The organism is Pseudomonas sp. GL_139_B (assembly GCF_057834475.1).
Genome location: NZ_CM174403.1, coordinates 2,271,054 through 2,294,501, shown reverse-complemented (window position 1 = coordinate 2,294,501; position 23,448 = coordinate 2,271,054). Strand labels below are relative to the sequence as shown.

At 57.4% G+C, this 23,448-nt stretch carries 16 protein-coding genes and 2 pseudogenes; 6 read left to right on the top strand and 12 right to left on the bottom strand.

Annotation, left to right across the window (positions count from 1 at the left end; all coding sequences use genetic code 11):
- Window positions 1–359 precede the first annotated feature (359 nt).
- The 4 genes from phaC to AC3ISI_RS10545 all read left to right on the top strand — a co-directional run bounded on the left by phaC (window position 360) and on the right by AC3ISI_RS10545 (window position 6,373).
- Window positions 360–2,036 carry a class II poly(R)-hydroxyalkanoic acid synthase gene (phaC, locus tag AC3ISI_RS10560; RefSeq protein ID WP_489336845.1) on the top strand — a complete coding sequence of 559 codons (1,677 nt, stop codon included), beginning with the start codon at window positions 360–362 and terminating at the stop codon, window positions 2,034–2,036.
- Between the two features lie 349 nt (window positions 2,037–2,385).
- A complete protein-coding gene (gene pdxR, locus AC3ISI_RS10555) occupies window positions 2,386–3,918 on the top strand; it encodes a MocR-like pyridoxine biosynthesis transcription factor PdxR (protein ID WP_489336844.1) in 1,533 nt (510 codons plus the stop codon).
- 85 nt (window positions 3,919–4,003) lie between these two features.
- On the top strand, window positions 4,004–5,074 hold the full coding sequence (locus AC3ISI_RS10550; protein WP_489336843.1) for a sugar phosphate isomerase/epimerase family protein: 1,071 nt from the start codon (window positions 4,004–4,006) through the stop codon (window positions 5,072–5,074).
- 33 nt (window positions 5,075–5,107) lie between these two features.
- Complete coding sequence (locus AC3ISI_RS10545; RefSeq protein WP_489336842.1) at window positions 5,108–6,373, top strand: MFS transporter; 1,266 nt, start codon at window positions 5,108–5,110, stop codon at window positions 6,371–6,373.
- 248 nt (window positions 6,374–6,621) lie between these two features.
- On the opposite strand, the pseudogene AC3ISI_RS10540 reads toward AC3ISI_RS10545, so the two are convergent.
- The 3 genes and pseudogenes from AC3ISI_RS10540 to AC3ISI_RS10530 form a co-directional block, all read right to left on the bottom strand.
- A pseudogene (locus tag AC3ISI_RS10540) lies at window positions 6,622–6,882 on the bottom strand (DUF6124 family protein); the annotation flags it as partial.
- Window positions 6,883–7,228: 346 nt separating this feature from the next.
- Window positions 7,229–8,657: pseudogene (locus tag AC3ISI_RS10535) on the bottom strand (IS1182 family transposase).
- Between the two features lie 213 nt (window positions 8,658–8,870).
- Complete coding sequence (locus tag AC3ISI_RS10530) at window positions 8,871–10,514, bottom strand: fatty acid--CoA ligase (RefSeq protein ID WP_489336840.1); 1,644 nt, start codon at window positions 10,512–10,514, stop codon at window positions 8,871–8,873.
- Window positions 10,515–10,752: 238 nt separating this feature from the next.
- Between AC3ISI_RS10530 and AC3ISI_RS10525 the strand changes: the two genes are divergently transcribed.
- A complete protein-coding gene (locus tag AC3ISI_RS10525) occupies window positions 10,753–11,898 on the top strand; it encodes an AraC family transcriptional regulator (protein ID WP_489336839.1) in 1,146 nt (381 codons plus the stop codon).
- Between the two features lie 46 nt (window positions 11,899–11,944).
- On the opposite strand, the gene AC3ISI_RS10520 is transcribed toward AC3ISI_RS10525, so the two are convergent.
- The 7 genes from AC3ISI_RS10520 to AC3ISI_RS10490 form a co-directional block, all read right to left on the bottom strand.
- Window positions 11,945–13,912 (bottom strand): acetoacetate--CoA ligase, encoded by a 1,968-nt coding sequence (locus AC3ISI_RS10520; RefSeq protein ID WP_489336838.1) that lies wholly within the window; start codon window positions 13,910–13,912, stop codon window positions 11,945–11,947.
- Window positions 13,913–14,011: 99 nt separating this feature from the next.
- Window positions 14,012–15,325 (bottom strand): MFS transporter, encoded by a 1,314-nt coding sequence (locus AC3ISI_RS10515; protein WP_489336837.1) that lies wholly within the window; start codon window positions 15,323–15,325, stop codon window positions 14,012–14,014.
- 125 nt (window positions 15,326–15,450) lie between these two features.
- Window positions 15,451–16,485, bottom strand: coding sequence for a beta-keto acid cleavage family enzyme (locus AC3ISI_RS10510; protein ID WP_489336836.1), 1,035 nt, complete (start codon window positions 16,483–16,485; stop codon window positions 15,451–15,453).
- A 62-nt stretch (window positions 16,486–16,547) separates the two neighbouring features.
- On the bottom strand, window positions 16,548–17,396 hold the full coding sequence (locus tag AC3ISI_RS10505; protein WP_489336835.1) for a TauD/TfdA dioxygenase family protein: 849 nt from the start codon (window positions 17,394–17,396) through the stop codon (window positions 16,548–16,550).
- Between the two features lie 66 nt (window positions 17,397–17,462).
- Window positions 17,463–18,434: a quinone oxidoreductase family protein gene (locus tag AC3ISI_RS10500; RefSeq protein ID WP_489336834.1), complete on the bottom strand. Its 972-nt coding sequence runs from the start codon at window positions 18,432–18,434 to the stop codon at window positions 17,463–17,465.
- Window positions 18,435–18,645: 211 nt separating this feature from the next.
- Window positions 18,646–18,966 (bottom strand): hypothetical protein, encoded by a 321-nt coding sequence (locus tag AC3ISI_RS10495; RefSeq protein WP_489336833.1) that lies wholly within the window; start codon window positions 18,964–18,966, stop codon window positions 18,646–18,648.
- Between the two features lie 212 nt (window positions 18,967–19,178).
- Window positions 19,179–20,705, bottom strand: coding sequence for a DUF1254 domain-containing protein (locus AC3ISI_RS10490; protein WP_489336831.1), 1,527 nt, complete (start codon window positions 20,703–20,705; stop codon window positions 19,179–19,181).
- Window positions 20,706–21,194: 489 nt separating this feature from the next.
- Here AC3ISI_RS10490 and AC3ISI_RS10485 point away from each other — a divergent pair, with 489 nt between their 5' ends.
- Window positions 21,195–22,001 (top strand): lytic transglycosylase domain-containing protein, encoded by an 807-nt coding sequence (locus tag AC3ISI_RS10485; protein ID WP_489336829.1) that lies wholly within the window; start codon window positions 21,195–21,197, stop codon window positions 21,999–22,001.
- 224 nt (window positions 22,002–22,225) lie between these two features.
- Here AC3ISI_RS10485 and AC3ISI_RS10480 read toward each other — a convergent pair whose 3' ends face one another.
- Entirely contained in the window at window positions 22,226–22,534 is a 309-nt protein-coding gene (locus AC3ISI_RS10480) for a hypothetical protein (RefSeq protein WP_489336828.1), read from the bottom strand.
- 377 nt (window positions 22,535–22,911) lie between these two features.
- Window positions 22,912–23,148 (bottom strand): hypothetical protein, encoded by a 237-nt coding sequence (locus AC3ISI_RS10475; protein ID WP_489336827.1) that lies wholly within the window; start codon window positions 23,146–23,148, stop codon window positions 22,912–22,914.
- Window positions 23,149–23,448 lie beyond the last annotated feature (300 nt).

Here is a 23,448-nt window from a genome sequence, read left to right as displayed (position 1 = left end):
GGATTAACCCTCTCTGGCGGGCACGGGGTCCGCCAGATCGCCCAGCGCTCCGGAAATACAGCCTGGCGTGAGCCCAACCTTTTTGCAGCATTCAGCACAGGGTGATGATGCCGCGTAACTGGCCGTCCGCCCGCTTGAGACGTGCACAATCCCGGATCAAAGGTCATGGATTGTCATGAATTGAAAAAGCGTTGTCGTCAAATGAAATGTTGGCCGCCCTCCCTTCTATATGCTCGTCAAGATCTGCGTGGCAAGCCCTGCCTTTCTGCTGCTCGCCCGACCGGCACTATTTCCGGTCGCTTGCCCGCAGCCATATAACTACCGGGCGCCCGTCCTGGTTGCCTTACCGGAATGTCACAATGAATAAGAAAGATAAAGAGATCTCCCAACAAGCTGCGATGCACACGTTGAGCCTGAATCCGGCGTTCGGTCCTCGCGGGCGCGACCTGCTCGGCACCGCCCGCATGGTCCTGCGACAAGCGTTGAAGCAACCCGTGCATAGCGCTCGGCATATGGCTGCATTCGGTATTGAGCTGAAAAATGTCCTGCTCAACCGCTCGCAGCTCGAGCCAGCGGCGGGAGACAAGCGCTTCGACGAGCACACCTGGCAGCACAACCCGCTATACCGTCGCTACAAGCAGACTTACCTGGCCTGGTGTCAGGAGATGAACGACTGGATCAGCACCAGCAACCTAAGCGAACAGGACGCTCAACGTGGTCAGTTCGTCATCAGCCTGCTGACCGAAGCGATGGCGCCGACCAACACCCTGGCCAACCCGCTAGCGCTCAAGCGCTTCTTTGAAACCGGCGGCAAGAGCGTTCTGGATGGCTTCTCGCAGCTGACCCGGGACCTGATCGAAAACGGCGGCATGCCCAGCCAGGTGGACAAGAAGGCTTTCGGGGTGGGCCATAATCTGGGCATCACCGACGGTGCGGTGGTGTTTCGCAATGAGGTGCTGGAGTTGATCCAGTACAAGCCCCGTACCGAACGGGTGCATGCACGTCCGTTGTTGGTGGTGCCGCCACAGATCAACAAGTTCTACCTGTTTGATCTGACGCCGGAGAAGAGCCTGATCCGGTTTCTCCTCGACAGCGGTATCCAGACCTTCGCTGTCAGTTGGCGCAATCCGGGCAAGGCACAGCGTGAGTGGGGTTTTTCCAGCTACGTTGAAGCCCTGAAGGAAGCGATCGAAGCGGTTCTTGCGATAACCGGCAGTGCCGACCTGAACACTTTCGGAGCCTGTTCCGGAGGCTGCACCATGTCCTCGCTGTTGGGTCACTACGCCGCCCTGGACGAGAAAAAGGTCAATGCCTTTACCCTGGCGGTCAGTATGTTGGACATACGCCCCGACACCCAGATCGGGCTGTTCGCCGACGAGAAGACCCTGGAGGCAGCCAAACGCCGCTCCTATCAGGCTGGCGTGCTGGAGGGCCGCGAGCTGGCCAAAGTCTTCGCCTGGATGCGCCCCAATGACTTGATCTGGAGTTACTGGATCAACAACTACCTGCTCGGCAAAGCACCGCCGGCATTCGATGTCCTCTACTGGAACAACGACACCACCAACCTGCCCGCCACGCTGCACGGCGAATTCATTGATATGTACCAGGCCAATCCGTTTGCCCGTGCCGGTGCCATGGAGGTCTGCGGCACTCCGATAGACCTCAGTCAGGTCACCAGTGACTTCTACTGCATCGCAGGCCTGACCGACCACATCACCCCGTGGGACGCCTGCTACCGCTCCATGCATCTGTTTGGCGGTCAGGGAGAGTTTGTGGTGTCCAACAGCGGGCATATCCAGAGCATCCTCAACCCGCCGGGCAACCCCAAGGCGCACTTCATGACCGGCAGCGACCTGCCAGTCGAGGCTCAGGAGTGGATGGAAACTGCCAGCAAACAGGCGGGTTCCTGGTGGTCCCACTGGCTGGCATGGCTGCAGACACGTTCGGGCGATCGCAAAAAGGCTCCCGCTAAACTGGGCAACAGGGCTTATGCCGCTGGCGAGGCTGCACCGGGTACCTACGTGCACATGCGCTGAACCTGTTGTCATCGGATGGGCGTCTGTGCCCGGCGCCCCATCCATTCCTGGCTTTCTGCCCCATGGCCCTGCGCCGCAGTACGCAGTGAGCTATTGGATTAGACTCTGGTTCCAGCATCCCAATGGTGTGTTTTGCGGTACAGGATTACTAAATAAATCCCTTTTCGCGGGCTTTTTCATCGAGCGGGTCAACGCCGTAATCATCGCCCTGTTCAGCGGCATCCAGCGACCAGATTGCGCCAAACCTCAACCCCAGACAGATGACTTATCAGGCACCGCTCGATACCCTTCCCTCTCCATCGCCTGACGGCTTCCAGGTCAAATCCCACTTCATCCAGACGAGCATGTCATGAAATCCCCCGCAGGTTTGCTGCTGTCGGCTATCGAGTTGGACCGTGCCAGTGCCATTCCCCTGTACCGCCAACTGTATCTGCAAATTCGCAAACAGATACTCAACGGCAGAATCCAGGGGGGCGTGCGCCTGCCATCGACCCGGACCTTAAGTAACGAGTTGGGGTTGTCGCGGATCACCCTTCTCAATGCATTCGATCAGCTGATTGCCGAAGGCTTCCTGGCCTCGCGCACGGGCGCCGGTACATTTGTCGGCACTGAGTGGGAAAGCCGGGGGAGCGAGGACGAGCAACCGCACCAGCCACCGCGCCTGTCCGACCTGAGCCAGTCGATGCTGTCGCTGCGCAGCGATCATTTTCGCGGGGTGTCCTATGCCGACTGGGACCCCGCGACCCCGACCTCCTTCCTGCCCAGTCACAGCACTTATGACGCCTTCCCGCAGGCGATCTGGCGGCGCCTGATGAACCGCCATCTGCTCAAGCCAACCAAGGCCATTCTGGGTTATGGCGAGTTGCAAGGCTTGCAAGCGTTTCGCAGCGCAATTGCCGAATACGTCTTCGATGCGCGTGGCATCGACTGCGATGCCGGGCAAGTGGTGATCGTTTCCGGCGCGCAACAGGCGTTCAATCTGCTGGGCATGCTGCTGCTCAATCCGCAGGACAGCGTCTGGATGGAGGATCCGGGGCACATCGCCGCGCGCATTGCGTTGCAGGCCCAGGGCGCTCAGGTCATTCCCTTGCGTATCGATGAACAGGGGATCGATGTCCAGCAAGGCCTGACCGAGTGCCCTGATGCCCGCTTGGTGTTTTGTACGCCGTCGCGCCAGCATCCGTTGGGCGTCACCCTGAGTTATGCGCGGCGCCAGGCACTCATCGACTGGGCTGCGCAGCATCAGAGCTGGATTATCGAGGACGATTGCGACAGTGAGTTTCGCTACAGTGGCCGTCTCCTGCCGGCGCTGTATGCCATGGACCAGATGGCCCGGGTGATCTACGTCGGCACGTTCAGCAAAGTTCTCTTTCCGTCACTGAGACTGGGTTACGTGATTCTGCCGCAAGCACTGGTCGAACCCTTTTGCACCCTGCGCGCGGTCATGGATCGCAGTCCTCCCACACTGCTTCAGGCGACAACCGCGGACTTCATGGGCGAAGGCCACTTCCTGGGGCACATCCGCCGCATGCGTGCGCTGTACAAGGCGCGCCAACAGGCATTGATCGAACAGCTTGAAAAGCAGATTGGCAGCTTCTTCAGGATCACCCCGGCGGACGCCGGCATGCACCTGATCGCCTGGCTGCCCCCCGAACTCAGTGACACTGACATCGCCCGGCAATTGGCCCGGCACAACATCCACACTTACGCCTTGAGCGACTACCGCATCAAGCATGCCCTGCCGCCGGCCCTGTTGATCGGCTTTGCCGGCACGCCTGAAAACCAGGCCCGGGAACGAGTCGAGGCGCTGGCCCAAGCCTTGCGCACATTGGGTTATCTGCCGCCGACCACTGGAGGCCAAGCAAGTGGTCTTATCAAATAACTGATAGTGGATCTATCGAGAGTTCCTGACTGGCGCGATAAAGGCTGCGCCGGTAGACCCGGTGTCTGAACCAGGAACGACTCTAATGAACAATAAGATCCAGGAACGATTCAACGCCTTGCTGAGCCATAAGGTGGTCGAACACGGGGCTGCTCCCGTGCTGACGGACGCACTGGCCCGGCGGTTGCTTGAGCGTCTCGGGCAATTGCGTCTGTTTGCCCACGCCTACCCGCTACTGACCAACCTCACTCACGGTCGTGTCACCCCGGCCGACTTGCTGGACTTCGCCTATCGCCACGAGCTGCAAGGCCTGAGCCTGCACTTGCTCGACGGCGAGGAAAACAGCCTGAGCCAGATGACACCCGCGCAACTCCAGGTGTTTGCCGCCAAGGCCAAAGCGCTGGGGCTGGATGTGCACCTGGAAATCAGCAGCACGCTGAAAAAGGATGTCGACCAGGTGATCGCCATCGCCAGGGCGCTGGGGGTGCGCAACATCCGCGTCTACTCACGTTACGAGGGCACGCTGTCGCGGGTCATGGACGTGATCGAGACCGACCTGCACTACCTCGCGCAACAGGCCGACGAACACGATCTTTACTTTGACTTCGAGCAACATGAAGAACTCAAGAGCGGCGAAATCGCGCAACTGCTCAACCGCCTCAACCACCCTCGCCTGCATGCCCTGTTCGACTTCGGCAACATGATCAATGCCTGTGAACAACCCCTGCAGGCCCTGCGCAACCTGGCGCCACACATCCGCCAGACTCACCTCAAGGGCGTGCGCATCGTCCCCGAACACAACGGCTTCGGCCATTACGGCGTATTACAGGGCAGCGACGAAGACGATCTGCCCAGCGCCCGCATGCTGTTCGAGCTGTTGATGCTGGGCGAAGCAACCCCGCAGGTGATCGCGTTCATTCTTGAGCAGGAAAACCACTACGTGGCCCCGGCCTTCCGCCAGAGCCTTGAGGCGGCCGATCCCTTCATTGCTTACCGGGAGATGAGCGAAACGCTGCTCCCGAACGGCTACTCGCTTGAGCAAATGCTGGCCGATGAACACCGCTGGGCGAACAACCAGGTCGCCTATGTCCGAAGCCTGCTGGCCGAATTTCGCACCCTGGCCGAACTGACCCTGGCCCGCCCTTCCAACGCCTGAACCTGACAATACGATTACGCCCGGAGAACAATAATGACAATTCAAAACAAGGCCAAATGGCTCAGATTCCTGATCCTCATCCTCGGTGGCGGCACCATCTACAAGCTGGCGAACCTCAAGGACGCCTTCTATGTCCCCATGCAGGAGTTCATGGGTCTGAGCCACACTGAAATCGGCATGTTGCTGAGCGCCAACGCAATCATCGCGACCGCACTGTTTGTGCTGGGCGGCCTGCTCGCCGATCGCTACGACACACGCAAACTGATCCCCCTCGGCCTGATCGGAACCGGTGGCCTGGGCTTGTACCTGGCGACCTTTCCGCCCTTCAGCAGTTTGCTGATTGTGTTCAGTCTGCTGGCCGTCTGTGCCGACTGCCTGTTCTGGCCATCGCTGCTCAAAGCCATCCGCAACCTGGGTGACGATCAGGAGCAAGGCCGGTTGTTCGGCCTGCTCGAAGGCGGGCGTGGCGTGGTGGATACACTGGTGGCCTTTTCCGCCCTGGGCGTGTTCGTCGCCATGGGTTCGGGTGAAACCGGCCTGAAGTCGGCGATCCTGTTCTACTCGGTGATCGACATTCTGGCCGGCACCCTGACCTGGTTCCTGCTCAAGAGCGGCAACGCGCAGTCAGTGGCCAAGCCGAAAAATGGCCTGGCGAACCTGATGGAAGCGATCAAGGTTCCGGGCATCTGGCTGGTCAGCCTCAACGTGTTCATGGTCTACATCGTCTACTGCGGCCTGACCTATTTCATTCCCTACCTAAAGGAAATGTACGGGTTGCCCGTGGCGTTGGTGGGCGCCTACGGCATCATCAACCAGTACTTCCTGAAAATCCTCGGCGGGCCTGCCGGCGGTTTCATTGCCGACAAGCAATTCAAGAGCACCAGCCGCTACCTGAAGTGGGCATTCCTGGCGCTGTTGCCGCTGATGGGCGTGATCATGCTGATTCCGAAAAGCCCGGGCTTCATCTATGCGGGCATGGCCGCCACCCTGTCCTTCGCCCTGATCGTGTTCTCCATGCGTGGCGTGTTCTGGGCGCCCATGGGGGAAGTCGGCATTCCCCAACACATCACCGGCTCGGCCTTCGGCATCGGCTGCCTGATCGGCTATGCACCCGGTATGTTTGCCTACGTCATCTATGGCGCGATCCTCGACCACTTCCCCGGTCAACAGGGTTACAACTATGTCTTCAGCCTGATGAGCCTTCTGGCCGTTGCGGGCTTCATGGTGTCCAGCCTGCTGTATCAAGCAGTGCGCAAAAAATCCATGGCCACTGGCGGGATGAGCGCGGCGCAAGCCTGATCATCGGCATGGCATCCATGGAGAAGGTGCTTCGACAATAAGTCCCATGGGCAAAACGGGACGTTTAGCATAGTGCGGATCAGTTAAGGAGCAAAACCTGTGGGAGCCGGCTCACTCCCACAAGGACTGCGGCGTTCAATGCCTTATCTGATCGGCATTAAACGCTGAGTGTCCCGTTTTTATAAAAATAGAAAGATCGATGATCAACCTGCGGTGAGGGAAATGCTTCCCCCACCACAGGTCAGCGACTACACGGATGGCTCAACCTTATCCAACACCCCGTTCGCCGTGATCTCCGCCACCATGATGCTGTTGGAAATACCCAGCAACGCATAGCGCGACTCCCCCTCCAAATGATCCACCAACTGATAAACCATCACATCAACCGAGGCCAGCGTCTCGACCAAAAACACAGCCAGAGTCTCAGCGGTGGCTTCTGGGTCCACGGAAAACAGCGTACTTCGCGCTCGTTTGGTGGCTTTGATATCGGCATTCGACGGGAAGTGGAAGTAGCTTTCAGGGCGTTACCTTGAAGGTGTTTAAACATGCGCCTTCAAGAGTTAGTTGTCGAATAAGCTGATACGCACTTCCTACAGACGGTGAAAACTGGAAGCATCCAGGAAGCCTCTGTCGATTTTATAGGGGTGGCCGTCGCAAATGTGGTGGCAACGTGGTCTCTTGAATCAGTCGGCTATCGGCCCAGAGTGTGTAAAAACGCATTCGGGCCTTGTCGGCGCGAAGAGCCGACGGCTGTTCGCTGAGTGAGTCCGCTTAAGGCACCCTAGTTGATCAATATCGCATCGGTGCCCTTCCGCAAGGTTCTACAGCTATCTAGATCGTCCAGAACGAACCTTTTCAGGCCGACAGCGCCTTCATCAAACCATCAGCACCCATGATTTTCATGACCCGTTTCAAGTTGTAGGCGAGCACGTTCAAGCTCATCTCTGCACTTACCCCTGCCAGCTTCGCGTCAGGAAATGCGTTGCACCTATCCATTGTTTAAGCGTCCCGAAGGGATGCTCCACCGTCCGTTTACGGATTCGCATCATGTCCGGCGCATTGCGCAGCCTGTCCTGCATTTGTTCCAGTACGGCCTCATGTTCCCAACGTCGAACCCGTCGCTCCGTGCTCGGTGTGCACTGCGACTTCAGCGCGCAGCCCTGGCATTTCGAACTCAAGTAACGGTGCAGCTTCAGGCCTTTTTCAACGTAGGAGTAGTGCCAGATCAGCGCTTCGCCAGCCGGGCATATGTATTCGTTTTTTGCCGAGTCATAGATGAAGGCATCGATATTGAAACGCCCGTACGCCTTGGCTCCAGAGGTCATTGGCTTGGGCACATAGGCGGTGATGTTGGCATCGTGACAAGCCAGGATTTGTTCGCTTTTGAAGTAACCTCGGTCAGCCACTACCGACAGCGTTTCCGATGCCATCGCCTCGCGGGCCTGCTTGGCCATCGAGCTGAGTTGATCGCGGTCGGAACCGACGTTAGTCACCTCATGTGCAACGATCAAATGGTGCAGAGTATCGACTGCCGTCTGCACGTTGTAACCGACGATTCCGGTGCCGCGCGTCATCATGGAACGGGCGTCTGGATCGGTCAGTGAAACCTGTTTATCCGGCGATTCGTTGAGCTGGATTTCAATCGCTTGAAGCTCCTTCATTTGCGTCTTCAGCTTGGCGATTTTCTCTTCCAGTCGCACGGCGTTGGCCTCTGAGACATTTGGTGATTGCCGATCGGCAGTATCGAGCGCGGCCAGGTAACGGTTGATGCTCGACTCATGTCCTCCATTCGCCATTTCAGTTTGGCGCTGGTGAAGTTTCGGTCGCGATTGTTGACCGCCTTGAACTTGCTGCCGTCGATGGCGACCAGATGTTCTCCGAACAGCCCCAACTGCTGACAGAGCACAACGAACTGACGGCAGACGCCTCGGATCGCCTTGCTATTGTCTTTTCGGAAGTTGGCGATGGTCTTGAAATCGGGTGTCAAACGCCCGGTCAACCACATCAACTCGACATTGCGCTGGGCTTCTCGCTCCAAGCGTCGGCTCGACTGAATGCGGTTGAGATAGCCGTAGATGTAGATCTTCAACAGGACTGCGGGGTGGTAAGCGGGACGGCCTGTGTCAGCCGGAATAGCACCGTCAAAACCCAAGGAAACCAGGTTGAGTTCATCGACAAAGACGTCGACTACGCGCACCGGATTGGTATCGCCGACGTAGTCGTCGAGGCTTTCGGGAAGTAAGGTACCTTGGCCTCGATGTTCACCTTGGATAAAGCGCTTCATAGCGATCCCTGCGATGAATTCCTCAGAAATCATAGCAAGGGTTCACGAATGCGTTTTTACACACTCTGGGCCATTATCGGTCATTGGGGGTGCGTACAATTACACCCCCTGTAAACCTCTGCCCAATTGTCCAAATCTCTATCAAAGACTGCGCACGCAGCTCACCTCACGGACGATACTGTGCATTTGAGAGGGTCTGCATTCCCAGGGAGTTCAGCTGGATTCACATTCTCGGATCAGTTTTTTGTTGATCTTTCCAACGCTGGTTTTTGGAATCTCTGCAACGAACTTGAACTGCCGGGGAATCGCCCATTTGTTGATACGGCCGGACGCTACAAACTGCTGTAAATGGGCCTCGAGCTGCGCTTGATCAAGGTACTTGCCTGGCACGCAGACCACTATTGCCATGGGTCGCTCACCCCATTGCTCATCGGCGATGCCGACTACAGCGACAGCGCTGACAGATGCGTGCTCGCTAATGAGGCTTTCCAGCTCCAGCGAACTGATCCATTCCCCTCCCGTTTTGATCACATCCTTGATTCGATCCTTGATTTCCACCACGCCTGCTGGATCGATCGAGGCCATGTCACCGGTGTGCAGCCATCCGTTGCGCCAGAGTTCTGCACCCATGTCCTCATCCTTGAAGTAACCCTGGGTCAACCATGGCGCTCGTACCACGACTTCGCCCAACGATTCACCGTCATGTGGAACGGCGTTACCGCCGGCATCGATGATTTTCAGGTCGACCAGCGGTATTGGCGTCCCCGTCTTGATACGAGCGCCAAGCTGGGATAACGCAGGCTGCTCAAGATCCTGGGCATGCAGATAAGTGGTGCAGAGCAACGGGCAGGTTTCCGACATCCCGTACGCGCTATGCAGGCGAATACCTCGGCTGGTGGCTTGCTGTGCGATGCCCATGGTCATGGAGCTACCGCCCAGTAGCATTTTCCAGCGAGCGAAGTCGGTATATTTTGCCTCTTCACAGCCAAGGATCATCTGCAGAATCGTTGGTACGCAGTGAGAAAACGTAACCTTCTCTTCCCGGAAGAGTTTTACCAGGCGATTGGGTTCGTAGCGACCGGGGTAAACCTGCTTTACCCCCATCAGAGTGGCTACATACGGTACACCCCAGGCATGTACATGAAACATGGGGGTGATGGGCATGTAGACGTCGTCGGAGCGCAGTAGCGGCTGGCCTTGAAAGGCGCTCAACGTGCCGACTGCGTTCAAGGTGTGCAGCACCAATTGACGGTGCGAGAAATACACGCCCTTGGGGTTACCGGTAGTGCCTGTGGTGTAAAAAAGTGTCGCTACCGAGTTTTCATCAAAATCGGGAAAGTCGTATTGCTCACTGGCCGCTGCCAGCAAGTGCTCATACTCCCCCAGCACCGGCAGGTCGGTAGCGGTAGCCTCGTCGTCAGTCAGTTGAATGTAACTTTTGACGGTCGGCAACATCTCGTGAATCTGCTCGATCAGGGGGAGAAAGTCGTCATGGACCAGCACCACATCATCTTCGGCGTGGTTCATGGTGTAGCGTACCTGGTCTGCGGACAGCCGGATGTTCACCGTATGCAGAACCGCACCAATCATCGGCACAGCAAAAAAACACTCCAAGTACCGATGGCTATCCCAGTCAAGCATCGCTACGGTATCGCCTGCCTTGACGCCCGCCGCCGTCAGGGCGTTGGCCAAACGCTGTATCCGTTCATTTAACGTGCGATAGCTGTAGCGCAACTTGTCGGCATAGACAATTTCCTGCTCTGGCTCGTACCGCCCCCCTGAAAGCAACAAGCGCTTGATCAATAAGGGGTAGGCATAAGCGTCTGACGCTGGACTGATTATTTTTGTTTTCAGCATGGTGTAACTTCTCACTCCTGTCTCTCAGGCATTGGCCCGGCTTCCTCTCGCCGATAAACAGCCAGATTGAAGCCGCATACAGTTCAAACCGTGGTGAGGCACAGTAGGTTTTGCCTGTTAGACAAGCTGTACATTCGGTGTCAGTGGTTACTCTTTTGATGACAGAAATCAATGAGTTCCTTGTCCCGAATGACGACAGGACAGGTTTGCACACTCACTTGGAGGGAATACTGCCCAGGTGGTTTTCATTTTATATTCAACCCTCTATAAAGGGTTCGACGCTGCAGACTCGCTTGCCATCGACGACAACTACTATCGCCCCAGGCATTTCGCAGTAGAGGCAAGTGAACATAAAAATAATGAGGCAACCTTAATGGCCCTGATGGCTCGTACCGCGGCCCTGACGAATTACCTGGAACTCTGTACGCAACTCGGGGCTAACCCTCAGCAGCTGCTATCCGAGTTCGAACTCAGCGCGCCGATGTTAAAGAACCCGGAATTACGTATTCCCATGACAGTCGTGGCTTTGCTGCTGGAAGCGACTGCAAAAGCCAGCGGTTGCGAAACATTCGGCTTGCGCATGGCCGAGTCGCGACAGCTTTCCAACTTTGGTGCAATAAGCCTGCTGCTGACCCACCAGCCCACCCTGCGAGACGCCTTGAATGTCATCGGGCAGTATCGACATCTGCTGAACGAATCCCTGGCAATGGATATCACCGAGACAGACAAGATAGTGATCATTCGCGAGGAAATCGTAATCGACCCGTCTACGCCGAAGCGGCAGAGCATCGAGTTGGCTATTGGCGTGCTGCATCGGTTATGCGGTGCACTGTTGGGTAAGAGCTGGCGCCCGCTGAGCGTCAGTTTCACTCACCCGGCGCCGAAAGATTTAAATGTTCACCGTCGGGTTTTCGGTTGCAACGTTGAATTCAACGAGCAGTTCAACGGCATTGTCTGTCTGGTGTCGGATCTGAATACCAGCAACCCAAACGCAGACCCGGCGATGGCGAGTTATGCACAGGGCTTTTTCGAAGCGCTGCCTGGCGCAAACAAGAGCTCCACACTCAATGAAGTGCGTCAGGCCATTTACCTGTTGTTGCCCATGGACCGTGCCACGATCAGGCAAGTAGCCCCATCCCTTGGCATGAATGTACGTACCTTGCAGAGAAGGTTGGAAGAAAGCGGTGTCAGCTTTTCTGAACTGCATGAGCAGGTACGGCAAGATCTGTTGATGCGCTATATGGAAAATCCACGGTATTCGTTAAGCCAGGTTGGCGGGCTTCTGGGCTACTCGACGCCCAGCTCGTTCACCCGCTGGTTTACGGCCCAGTTCGGTATGGCACCAGCGACCTGGCGGCGCCAGCATTTAAAGAACGGCGAGTAATGGAAGTCACTGCTGATCCACAGATCAGCAGCTCAGGCTCAGTCCTTCAGACAGCCAGCTCCTTTCGACCCCGGAAGTATTCCAGGGCCTCGGGATTGGCCAGGGCCTCGACGTTCTTGACCGCCTCACCATGCACGACGTTGCGAACCGCCAATTCGACAATCTTGCCGCTCTTGGTACGAGGAATGTCCACGACCTGGAGCACCTTTGCAGGAACATGGCGTGGCGTAGTGTTGTTGCGGACCTGCTGTTTGACCCGCGCCACCAGATCCTCGTCCAGCTGCTCGCCCTCTCGCAGTTTCACGAACAACACAACGCGGGTGTCGCCTGCCCATTCCTGCCCGATCACCAGCGACTCGACAATCTCCGGCAACAGTTCAACCTGGCGGTAAATCTCCGCGGTGCCGATGCGTACGCCTCCGGGATTGAGGGTGGCATCGGAGCGTCCATAGATAGCAAAACCACCTCGACCATTAATCTCGGCGAAATCACCGTGGCACCAGATATTGGCAAAACGGTCGAAATACGCCGCGTGATAACGCGAGCCGTCAGTGTCATTCCAGAAACCTACCGGCATGCACGGGAACGGCCGGGTGCACACCAGCTCGCCTTTGACTTCCCGGACGGACTCCCCCTGCTCATCGAACACCGCCACCGCCATGCCCAGGCCCGCACGCTGGATTTCGCCGCGATACACAGCCTGGACAGGTACGCCGACCACGAAGCCCGACAGGATGTCGGTGCCCCCGGCGACCGATGCCAGGTGCAAATCGCTCTTGATCTCGCGATAGACGTAATCGAACCCCTCTGGAGCCAGCGGACTGCCGGTCGACAGGAACGCCCGCAACGTCGTCAACGAATGGCTCTGTCGTGGTGAAAGACCCTGCTTGAGCAACGCATCGATAAACTTGGCAGACGTGCCGAAATGGGTCATGCCTTCGTCGTCGGCGTAATCAAAAAGAACGCTGCCAGCACGCCCATCCCGACCGGCCAGGAACGGTGACCCGTCGTAGAGCAGCACGGTGGCGCCGGAAGCCAGGGCGGACACCAGCCAGTTCCACATCATCCAGCTGCAGGTGCTGAAGTAGAACAGGCGGTCATCGGGATGCACATCCGTGTGTAGCTGGTGTTCCTTGAGGTGTTGCAGCAACGAGCCGCCGTGACCGTGAACGATGCATTTGGGGATACCGGTCGTTCCCGAGGAAAACAGGATGAACAACGGATGGTCGAATGGCACATGGACGAATGCGATTTCGCCAGCGGCATAGGGCTCGATAAAGTCGGCGAAACGAACAGCGCCGACAATGTGGGCGACGTCCGGCACATCCTCCACATAGGGCACGACCACAGTACGCAGGAGGGTCGGCAGTTGCGCCGCGATTTCGCTGTTTTTCGCCAGGCAATCGACGCGTTTGCCGTTGTACCAATAGCCGTCTACGCACAAGAGCAGCTTGGGCTCGATTTGGCCGAAACGGTCGAGCACACCCTGCACTCCGAAGTCTGGTGAGGCAGAGGACCAGACTGCACCCAGTGAAGCGGTGGCCAGCATGGCAACCAGCGTTTCGGGCATGTTCGGCATTACGGCAGCAACACGGTCCCCTTTGCCGATTCCCAATACCTGAAGCCCCTGGCGAAAGCGCGAAACCTGAGCATAGAGTTCTGCACGGGACAAACGGCGTCGGACCTTGTCTTCACCCCAGAATACCAATGCATCATCGTCGTCACGACGGGCCAGCAGCGATTGTGCATAGTTCAGTTGCGCATCCGGAAACCAGCGGGCTCCGGGCATCTGCCCTGGGTTTTCCAGGACGGCATCGCCCAGTTCGCCGACTCCGCCACAGAACTCCCACACCAGTGGCCAAAACTGCTCGATGTCCTCGACTGACCAGCGCCACAGCGCGTCGTAGTCGGAAAATTCACGCCCGGTACGCGTCTGCGCCAGTTGCATGAATGCCTTCAGGCGCGTGTTGGCGATGCGCTCGGCGCTGGGCTGGAAAATGGGTTGTTCGTTCATATCAGTCTCTCTCGGTACAGGCAGACGGCCAGAGCGAAACGGCCGAAACAAAAGGTGTGTAGGTCAGAACCTGGATGCAGTAACAAAAACGGCTGAGTTTCATGGCGCCGCGGCCACCATCTGGGCGGTAGCATCTGTTCCCATCTTTGCGATATCGCGGTGGTAGTGGCGCTTGCCGTACCAGAACACCAGGGCAGATGCGCCCGCCATCAGCGGGATGATCTGGAAAGCGTGGTCCAGACTGACCGCGTCGGCCAGCATGCCCGTGACCAGCGGGCCGGGCGCCAAGCCCAGAATATTGTTGGCCAACGCCAGCACCGCGAATGCCGTGGCGTGCACCGAGGGATGCGTCAGGTTAGCCACCATGGCACCGGCCGGCCCGCAGGTTCCACTGGCAACCAGCATCCCCATGCCGATCAAAGTGAGTTGCGCGACACCGGGCGGCAAATGGAAAGCCACCACCAGTAACAAACCGCTGATCAGGCAATAGGCGATGGCCAGGGCAATTTTGCGGTCGGGTGCATTGCGGCACAGGCGATCACTCAACATGCCGCAAAAAATCATGCCTCCACCGCCAATCAGGACGATCAATGCCGACAGCATGCCGGCCTTATCGGTGTTCATGTGGTAGTAGCGATTCAAATAGCTCGGAAACCAGGCGAGCACCGAGCCAACGACAAAAAGCTGGAGGCCGTTGCCAACGTAGGCGCAGATCACCGAACGACTGGCAAACAGTGTGGCCAGAGGGCGTTTAATGGCGGCGGCCTGGCCCCGGGAATTGCATGGGCGTTGTGCGGTGATGCGCCGCTCGCGAACCACAATCAGGTAAATCACCGCCAGGCACATTCCGAACAGCGCCATGCTGGTGAACGCGACACGCCAACCCAGGTGCGCGGCGATGACGCCGCCCAACGCCATGCCCAGCACCGAGCCAAACATGCTGCCGGCCATGAAGGCACCCGACAGGGACGCGCGCATATCCTTGGGGAACACGGATAACACAACGGCAATACCGACACTGCCATAGGCTGCTTCGCCGGCACCGACCAGAAAACGCGCAACGAACATCTGATTGAAATTTTCCGCAATGGCGCAGCCCAGTGTTGCCAGGCTCCAGAACATGGCCATCAGCACCAGACTTTTGACACGGCCCCAACGGTCTGCAAGCAATGACAATGGAATGGTCAGCAAACCGACCATGACCGAGACGATACTGCTGAGCATCCCCAATTGTGCGTCACTCAGCGCCCATTCGGCCTTCAGCAGCGGAAAAACTGCGTTAAGCACCTGGCGTGACATGTAATCGGAGATCAGCAGGCCAAAGGTCAGTGCGAACACAACCCAGGCAAACGTGCGAGGAACGCTGACGGCGACGTCCGCGCAATCGCCGACAGTGGCGTGATGGAAAGCCATGGCAGATCCTTGAGTCGATGTGTCTTGTTGTTATTGGGTACAGCGACAGGGAACGTTTAACGTTCCCTGCCTTGGCCAGTCTGACTGGCCATCGATAGCACAGGTCTTGGGCGAAGGTAGATCGATTACTGTCGCGGCTTGCGATTGGGTGCGAATCCGTTGGCGGCCAGGGTTTCGTCCGCGTCCTTGTAGAATGTACCGATCTTGTAGATTTCCCGCGCTTCCTTGCCGTTGGCCACCGGTCGTGCGCATTCATTGGCGATGCGCACCAGTTGCTCGATCTGCTCCACACTGCTCATTTTGCGCGAGCGATCAGGCGTCCAGATCGTGTCTTCGATACCACAGCGCACATGCAGGCCCATGGCAATAGCCATCATGTTCAGCGGCAGCACGTTGTTCATCTGGCCTTCGAATGTCAGTACAGCACCGTCCGGCACTGCCCGCATGAAGTTGGTCATGTTGTAGGGCGTCATAGAGTCTGCGCCGCCACCGATGGGAATCCAGGTCAGAATCAACGGCACGTTGCACACACCACGGCGCATCATGCGCTCGACGGTTTCCAGCGAGTTGATGTTGCCCATCTGGAATTGCACCTGAATGCCGTTCGCGCTCAGGCGTTTGACGTGCTCTTCGACCCATCCCGGGCCGGCCGGAATGGTCATTTCGCGGTAGGCGATCTGCTTCACCGGATCTGCGAACGAGGTGCCGGCAAGATCGGTATCGGACAACGCCTCGATGATGTTGAACTGGTTTGAGTTGATAGCCAGCGTTACCTGATCCGGCTTCGGTGTCAGCTCGGCCAGCATGTGGCGTGTGTCGTCGGACAGCCATTTGGCGACTTCGCCGTCCGACTCAGGCGCAAATGAAATCGAGCCTCCCACCTGAATGATCATGTCCGGTACGGCCTCTCGCACTCCGGCGATCAGCTCGTTGAACTTGGACAAGCGCTTGGAGCCTTTGCCGTCGAGTTCACGTACATGCAGGTGCAGCACGGTGGCACCCGCTTCATAGCAGTCGACCGCCTTCTGTACTTGTTCATCCATGCTGACCGGAATGTCTTCCGGAAAGTCGCTGACCTCGAACTGAGGACCATAGGGAGCCACAGTAATGACCAGCTTTTCCTGGTTTTCGGGGTACAGCGATCCGTCAATGAAATTCATCGTTATCTCCGAGGACTTATTGTCTGGTTAAGCGTTTTTTGTCTGTCGACTGGAAGAAATAGCTAATAGGGCTTGGTGCCTATGATTCCGGCACGATCCATCTTTCGATGGCACGGCGGGTAATCCATGACTGCGTAGTGCTGCGTAGCGCTGTTGTCCCAGATGGCGACACTGTTGGGCTGCCAGCGCCAACGCACCTGATATTCAGGGATATAGGCCTGACTGATCAGATAGCGCAGCAATTCCCCGGCTCCGGGGTTCGCGTCCTGCCCATAACGGACATGTTCACTGGTGTGAAAGTTGGTGAAGTGAGTGGTAAAGACGTTGACGTACAACAGCTTCTCGCCGGTTTCCGGATGCGTTCGCACGACTGGATGCTCGGCGTCTGGATATTGGGCTTTGAGTGCCAGGCGCTTCTCCACCGGCATCGTTGCACCAAAGGTGGCCTCGATGCTGTGGCGAGCCCTTAAATCGGCAATCTTTTCCTTGATGTGGGCAGGCAGATTTTCATAAGCCAGCGCCATATTTGCCCACATGGTATCGCCCCCGACGGGAGGGCATTCAACGCACCTCAAGACAGCTCCCAAGGGCGGTGCTTCCCGCCAAGTCGCGTCGGAGTGCCATGCATTTTCGTAGCGGTCCGGTGCTTGATCCGGTGTCTTGTAAATACGGACCAGGCCTGGACAATCTGGATCACTGCCCGCGACCGGGTGATCCTCAAGTTCACCAAATCGCCGGGCAAACGCCACGTGCTCCGCGCTGCTCAGGTCCTGATCCCTCAGGAACAGCACACGATACTTGAGCAATGCGGCACGGATTTCGGCGAACAGTCCGTCATCGTGAATGGCATCCACCAGCTTCACGCCCTCCAGTTCGGCGCCGAGTGCACAGGTCTGTGGTTTTATGTGCATTACGCAAATGTCTCCCAATTCTTCCAGGTGCAAGCCTCAAGCAAGAGCGTCGGCGCCCCTGCGACGTTACGGAACCAGTACAGTCGCCCCGACCGTCTTGCGCGACTCGAGCATGCGATGGGCTTCGGCGGCTTCGGCAAGTGCGAAGGTCTGTTTCGGGTCGCTCGAAATCTTCCCGGCAAGCACCAGGTCGAACAGTTCGTTGGCCATGGCGAGCATGTGCGAGCGAGGCTTGATGTAATGCACCATCGCCGGACGCGTGAACCAGATCGAACCCTTGAGGGCGAGTGTCAGCGCATCGACGTTGACGGGGCCGGAACTCGTCCCGTTGCTGACCAGCGTGCCGCGCACCTGCAGGCTGTCGAGCGACGCCTGCAGGGTGTCCTTGCCCACAGAGTCATAGACGACCGGCACACCCTGTCCATCCGTCAGTTCGCGCACACGCTCCGCGATGTTCTCGCGAGAGGTAACGATGGTATGGGTGCAACCGTTGGCCTTGGCTATTTCCGCCTTTTCGTCACTGCTGACGGTGCCGATCATCCTTACCCCAAGCGCCCGCGCCCATTGGCAAGCGATCAGGCCTACGCCACCGGCAGCAGCGTGGTAGAGAATCGTCTCGCCACCGTTCAAAGGATAAACCTGACGGAAAAGATATTGAGCCGTCAGGCCCTTCATGATGAGCGTCGACGCCGTGCGATCCGAAATCCCGTCAGGCAGCGGAATCAGCACCTCGGCGGGAATCAGACGCACGTCGGAATAGGCACCCTGGGGCCCCATCAGGTAACCGACCCGATCTCCGACCTTGATGTCGATCACGCCCGGCCCTACCGCCTCGACGACGCCTACAGCGTCCGAGCCCAGGCCGCCCGGCAGCTGTGAAGGGTAATAGCCGGTGCGATGGTATATGTCGATGAAATTGACGGCGATGTAACTGTGTCGAACGCGAGCCTGCCCCGCCCCCGGTTCACCGACCTCGACGTCTTCATAACGAAGCACCTCGGGTCCACCGGTTTCGTAAAAGCGAATAGCTTTGGCCATCTCGTTTCTCCAATCTGAATGTTCTTGTTGGGCTACGGCCCTTTGGACTGGAATATACGAATGTTCGAGCGCGGTTTATGTACATCTGGTGACGGAGGCTGTCCAGTGCATGACAGGCCGCTTCGCAAAACCAAGGAAAACTTTGGCTCGCCGAGACTGATTGGGGCCAAGATCGAAGAGGTAAAGAATGGCTGCTTTGGGTCGGTGTCAGTCAAGGCCCATCCTTGAGATTGAGATTGAAATAGACGCAATGCGTTGAGGCGTTAGGGGTGGTGAACTGAAACTTCCAGTCAGAGGACTTTGACCAGAAAAGGATGTCGTTGTAGTTGGCCTTCGCATCACGAAAGAGCGCTTCGCGCATGACATCGATACTGACCATGGGCATGCCCCAGATCGCCGCCTCGACCGCGCGCCGCTCCACCATTCGGCGGGTCAATTGCTCGGCGCTGAGGTCTTGGGCGGCAATAGGGGAAACGATCACCGTCAACCCCGAGAGTACCAACAAGAGCGCCTGCACAAGACTCGCGTTCATCCTTCCTCCAACACTATTTGCCAAGTGGTTTAGAGGATAGGTGATGTCTTTAAACAGGCTTGCCCATGCAGTCGGCTTGAGTCGATCTCCGTCCTTCGGCTCAGGCAGAGATCGGCCAATAGCCGCCCTTTATGATCGGCTGCTATTGGCAAAAAGGTAACTGGCCTACACTGACCTACGGCGAGTGCCAGCAATGGGTCGCAAGAGTCGCACTACTTCGATACCACCAGCGCCGGCGGCTGCCAGCTGCCCGCGCCAGCGGGAAGAATCGAAGGTGGCGTGGCCTTCGGCCAATAGAGGCGCATCACCAGATAGGCCGTGTCGTCAGGCGCGGGCAACCAGTTGGACTCCTTGCTCTTGCCTGGCGAATCCTTCTGGACGTACAGCGTCAGTGAACCATCCGCATTCTTTTTCATGGCCGACAGCATCGGTGAATTGATCAGGTAGCGGTTGATCGGATTCTTAATCAGCAGTTGGCTCTTGCCGTCGTACATGGTTACCGACCAGAAGGCATTGACCGGAGGCAATTTGCCGGCGGGAAAGGTGAGCGTGTAGCGGTGCTTGCCGGTATTCAACGTCTGGCCGGTGCCATCGGTACGCGTAATGGGGTACATCGCCTCGACGGCGTCATTACCGTACAGACCAGCCTTCGCAGCGCCGGCACGCATCAACCAGTCGCCTTTGTAAAACGCCTGGTCGCCGAAAAACGCGCCGACGCTCCAGCCGTTGATATTCTTCATTCCGCTCGAGAGGAATTTGTCGACCTTCTCGTCGCCAGCCTTCATCCCGAGCAGGACCACGGCCTTGTGCTCAAGCGAGAGGTCTTTGAATTCGAAATTCCGGCCTGGGCCTACACCGATGCTGGCCAGCCTGGCGCGGATCTCCTTGTCCTCCGCTGATGGCGGCACAAACTCCAACGCGGCGGACAGGTACTCGAAGAAGTTGGCCTTGATGCCCTCCGTGGTGGCCGGTACGAAATCAATCTTCGATGCAGCGGGCGGCGCAGGTTGGTGGAGGAAGGCGGACAGCGGCTGGATCTTGTAGCCCGCCTGCAACTTCTCGACATTGGTTATGTCGGCCGGGTTGAACAATTGGGTCCGGATCAGGGTCAGTGCGAAGGGAGTCGTGGAGCTGAACACCTTCTGTATGCCTGGAGGTGTCGCACCCTTCCAGTCAGGGCCTGCAATCAGATAGCTCCCGGGGGCGCTGGCCGTTGCCCGGCTCCCGACGTAGCCGTAGTTATAGGTGTTGCCGTCGATCAGTTGCACCGAGTAGTAGCGATTTTTGGAGACGGCCGGCACGGTGATCACGAGCGGTTCTGCGCGCAGGTCGGCCCAGAGTATCGAGTACGGCGTGTCGCTGTTGGGTGTAATGACGGCTGTGTCAGCCGGTGTCGCGACCCGATGCTCATTGTGCAGTTGGTTGAAAGGCGCCTTGAACTGGCTGGACTTGGAGTCCACCGCGAATTCGTTCATCACGGCGTAGTTCATGACCAGCGGCAAGCCGTAAATAAAGCCTTCCTCGGCGATCGCCTTGGTTTGCTCCAGACTCGGCGCGGGCACGCCCTTGGCCACATCCGCCTTGTCTGCCTGAGCGATCGGATCGTTCTTACCTGCACACCCCGCGAAAAGCGTTGAACCCAGTACGACGACTGCCGCAGCTATTGTCCAGCCCTGGTTTGACTTCCTGTTCATTTCCACCTCATTAGTTTTGACCAAGCTGGCAACGTGAGTGTTCATGACCACGGTGAGTTAATTTGAAGCCTGAAACCCTCCCGACTCTTTTCAGTAGCGACTAAGCAAATCCTGTGACGAAGCGCCAACTCACGCGCCCAGGGAGTGTAGATCACAATAAGGCTTCGTCCCTTGTGCAGATATTTCGCGCCCGTTATTTGTACGTCTTATTGCCACACTCTAAAGGCCTGCCACCGACCGCTATGGGTCGACACCTGCCCTTCACGACAGGCAGAAATCGGCCAGAAGGAGACATTCGTTTGCGTCGGGATGCGCCCTGCCCTGACAAGCCGGGACGACGCGTCGTACGAGCAATCAGGCCTGCGCCTCGCCTGGGAACGCCGGCAGCCCGTACGTCAACGCAAGTTCCAAGACCGGTTACAAGGGGTATAACTATCAGAACAAAAGACCGGTCACCCAGAATAGATCCTACAAAGACAGCGCCCGGACCAGGCGCCCCAAACCTGATCGGCGCCTTCGGCGCGGAGCGATGTGATGAGTTCCAGAGCATGGCGATGGGCTCGCAAGAGCCTTCTTGGCTGTATCGAGTTGGCCTTGCTGGTCGCTCCACTGTGCGCCAGCGCCATGTTCAAGTGCCAAGCCAGGGATGGAGTCATCAGCTACACCAGCGAAGCCATCGCCAACGCCCGTTGCACTCGCCTGAATGGAATGGCGGGCTCCGGTGTCGGCGCCAAGGCAATGGCCCTGCCACGGCTTGCGCGGGACGACAACTCAGGCGCGGTGCGGATTCGGGTGTTCACCTTCATCCACAAGGGTATTCGTCAATATGTGAGCCGACGCCCCGTCGGGATCTCCGCACGGGTCGATGTCCTTGAGCTCTATGTCATCAAGGACTGCTATCTGTGCATGGCGCCGAAGGATTTCAAGGTCGCCTCACTGCGCCTGGACACCTATTCCTATCGGCGGGAGATCGAAGCCGCTTCGGATCATTATGGTGTCGACAGCGCGCTGGTCCGCGCAGTGATGCATGCCGAATCGGCGTTTCGCCCCAACGCCATTTCCGAAGCCGGCGCCCAAGGGCTGATGCAGTTGATGCCCGCCACCGCCGAGCGCTTCGCCGTGGACGATCCGTTCGACGCACGACAGAACATTCTTGGCGGCGTGCGCTACCTGGCCTGGCTGCTCAAGCGTTTCAACGGCAACCAGGTACTGGCGTTGGCAGGTTACAACGCCGGCGAAGCGTCCGTGGTCGAGTACAACGGGGTGCCTCCCTACGCCGAGACGCAATCCTACGTCACCCTCGTGCAGTCCTTGACCGAACGCTATCGCAACCATCGTTAGTACCGTAGGGCGCATAACCCGGAATAGGTAATACGCCGGGCAGGGAATGGCTCAACCGAACTTCCACGTTCACCGGGGGGATATCGACCCAGGTTGTGTGAAAACGCATGGAACGTTTTGTAGCCTGCGTTGCTACATAAGTCTATTGTCGGTTCACGCTAGTAGCGTGGCCTCAAACCAATGCCTGTATTAAAACAGCCGGCCATGCGACCGGCTGGAAGCGGTTAACTAAACGCTATGCAAACAGGTTCCATCTCTACCAACGCATTTTCACAAGTACCTACGAGATCTCGCACGCAGTAAAGTATCCATCCGTTACCCGATCCCCACTTGGCAGCGACCGTTTCAAACGAAAACTCCTCCTGCGTTGCCCGAGTCCAATCATCGTGCCCGATCTCAGCGATCAGTTGCGCCTGGTAGACCTGCAAAAATGGAAGCAAGCTTTTCGCTTGTTCTACATCTATGAGGACAAAGTCTGCTGTATCGAGTTGCTGTTTAACATTCTCGATCAGTTCGTGAGCCTGCAATGGCATCTAACACTGCCTCCAAGGCTGATCCCGACTTGTCGGCACTTTGGTACGTACCGCAAAGGATATTCCCACCTGCCATATCCTTTTCCCTGTCGTGACTTCAGAGGCTAGATTAGGCACCTCGCGATCAAGTGTCTATCGTCAACTCTCGGCTGATTTATGCCCGTCATGAGCGACCATTTGGTCCCAGGCTTGGTGCCCCCCCCCAATTGTCTAACCTTCTGAACGCCGAGGTAGTAACGGGGACAGTCATGAAGCGATTCATTGAAGGTGAGGCTCGGACGTAAGCAGCGACATGCTTTATCGCCAGGTTTCCTGCTGGTTTCAAATGGGCATGACTGGAGACTTCACTCGTGGGTAACTGGTCGCTGCACCGAGCATCAATTCAAGTGATCGGTCACCTTAATCTCACTCAGCCCTACCCGCTCAGCCTGCTCTAAAATCTGCGCTGGCGTCGCGTTTGCAGTGGGCATGATCAAGCTGTTCTCTCCATCACCAAAATGAAGCTGTAGTAGGTTCATCGCCGCCTCATGTAATGGCAGCTGAGTCTGCTTGAGTTCAATCAGGTGTGTACGGGGCTCGCCGTTGAACAGGTATTCCAAAAGATATTTGCACATGGTGGGGTCCTTGTTATGGGCGAAATGTAGCTGTCATCCCGAATAGCCTGCAATCATGAGGAACGGTTCTGCACTGAACGGTGAACCTTCATAAGATTGATCTTCTATGCACACCGAACGTTCACTTTTGAAGCGCTCTCTGCATATTCATGGTTAAGCTCGCCTGCCGGCGATTTTGAACAGCACCCTCAACGCCAGGTCATCGTGGACGCACCCAGTAGCGAATCCAGGTTCCTCACGATTCCCAGTAAGCGCCAGGCGATGAAAGGATATGTGTAAAAAAGAATTTTCAACGCACCG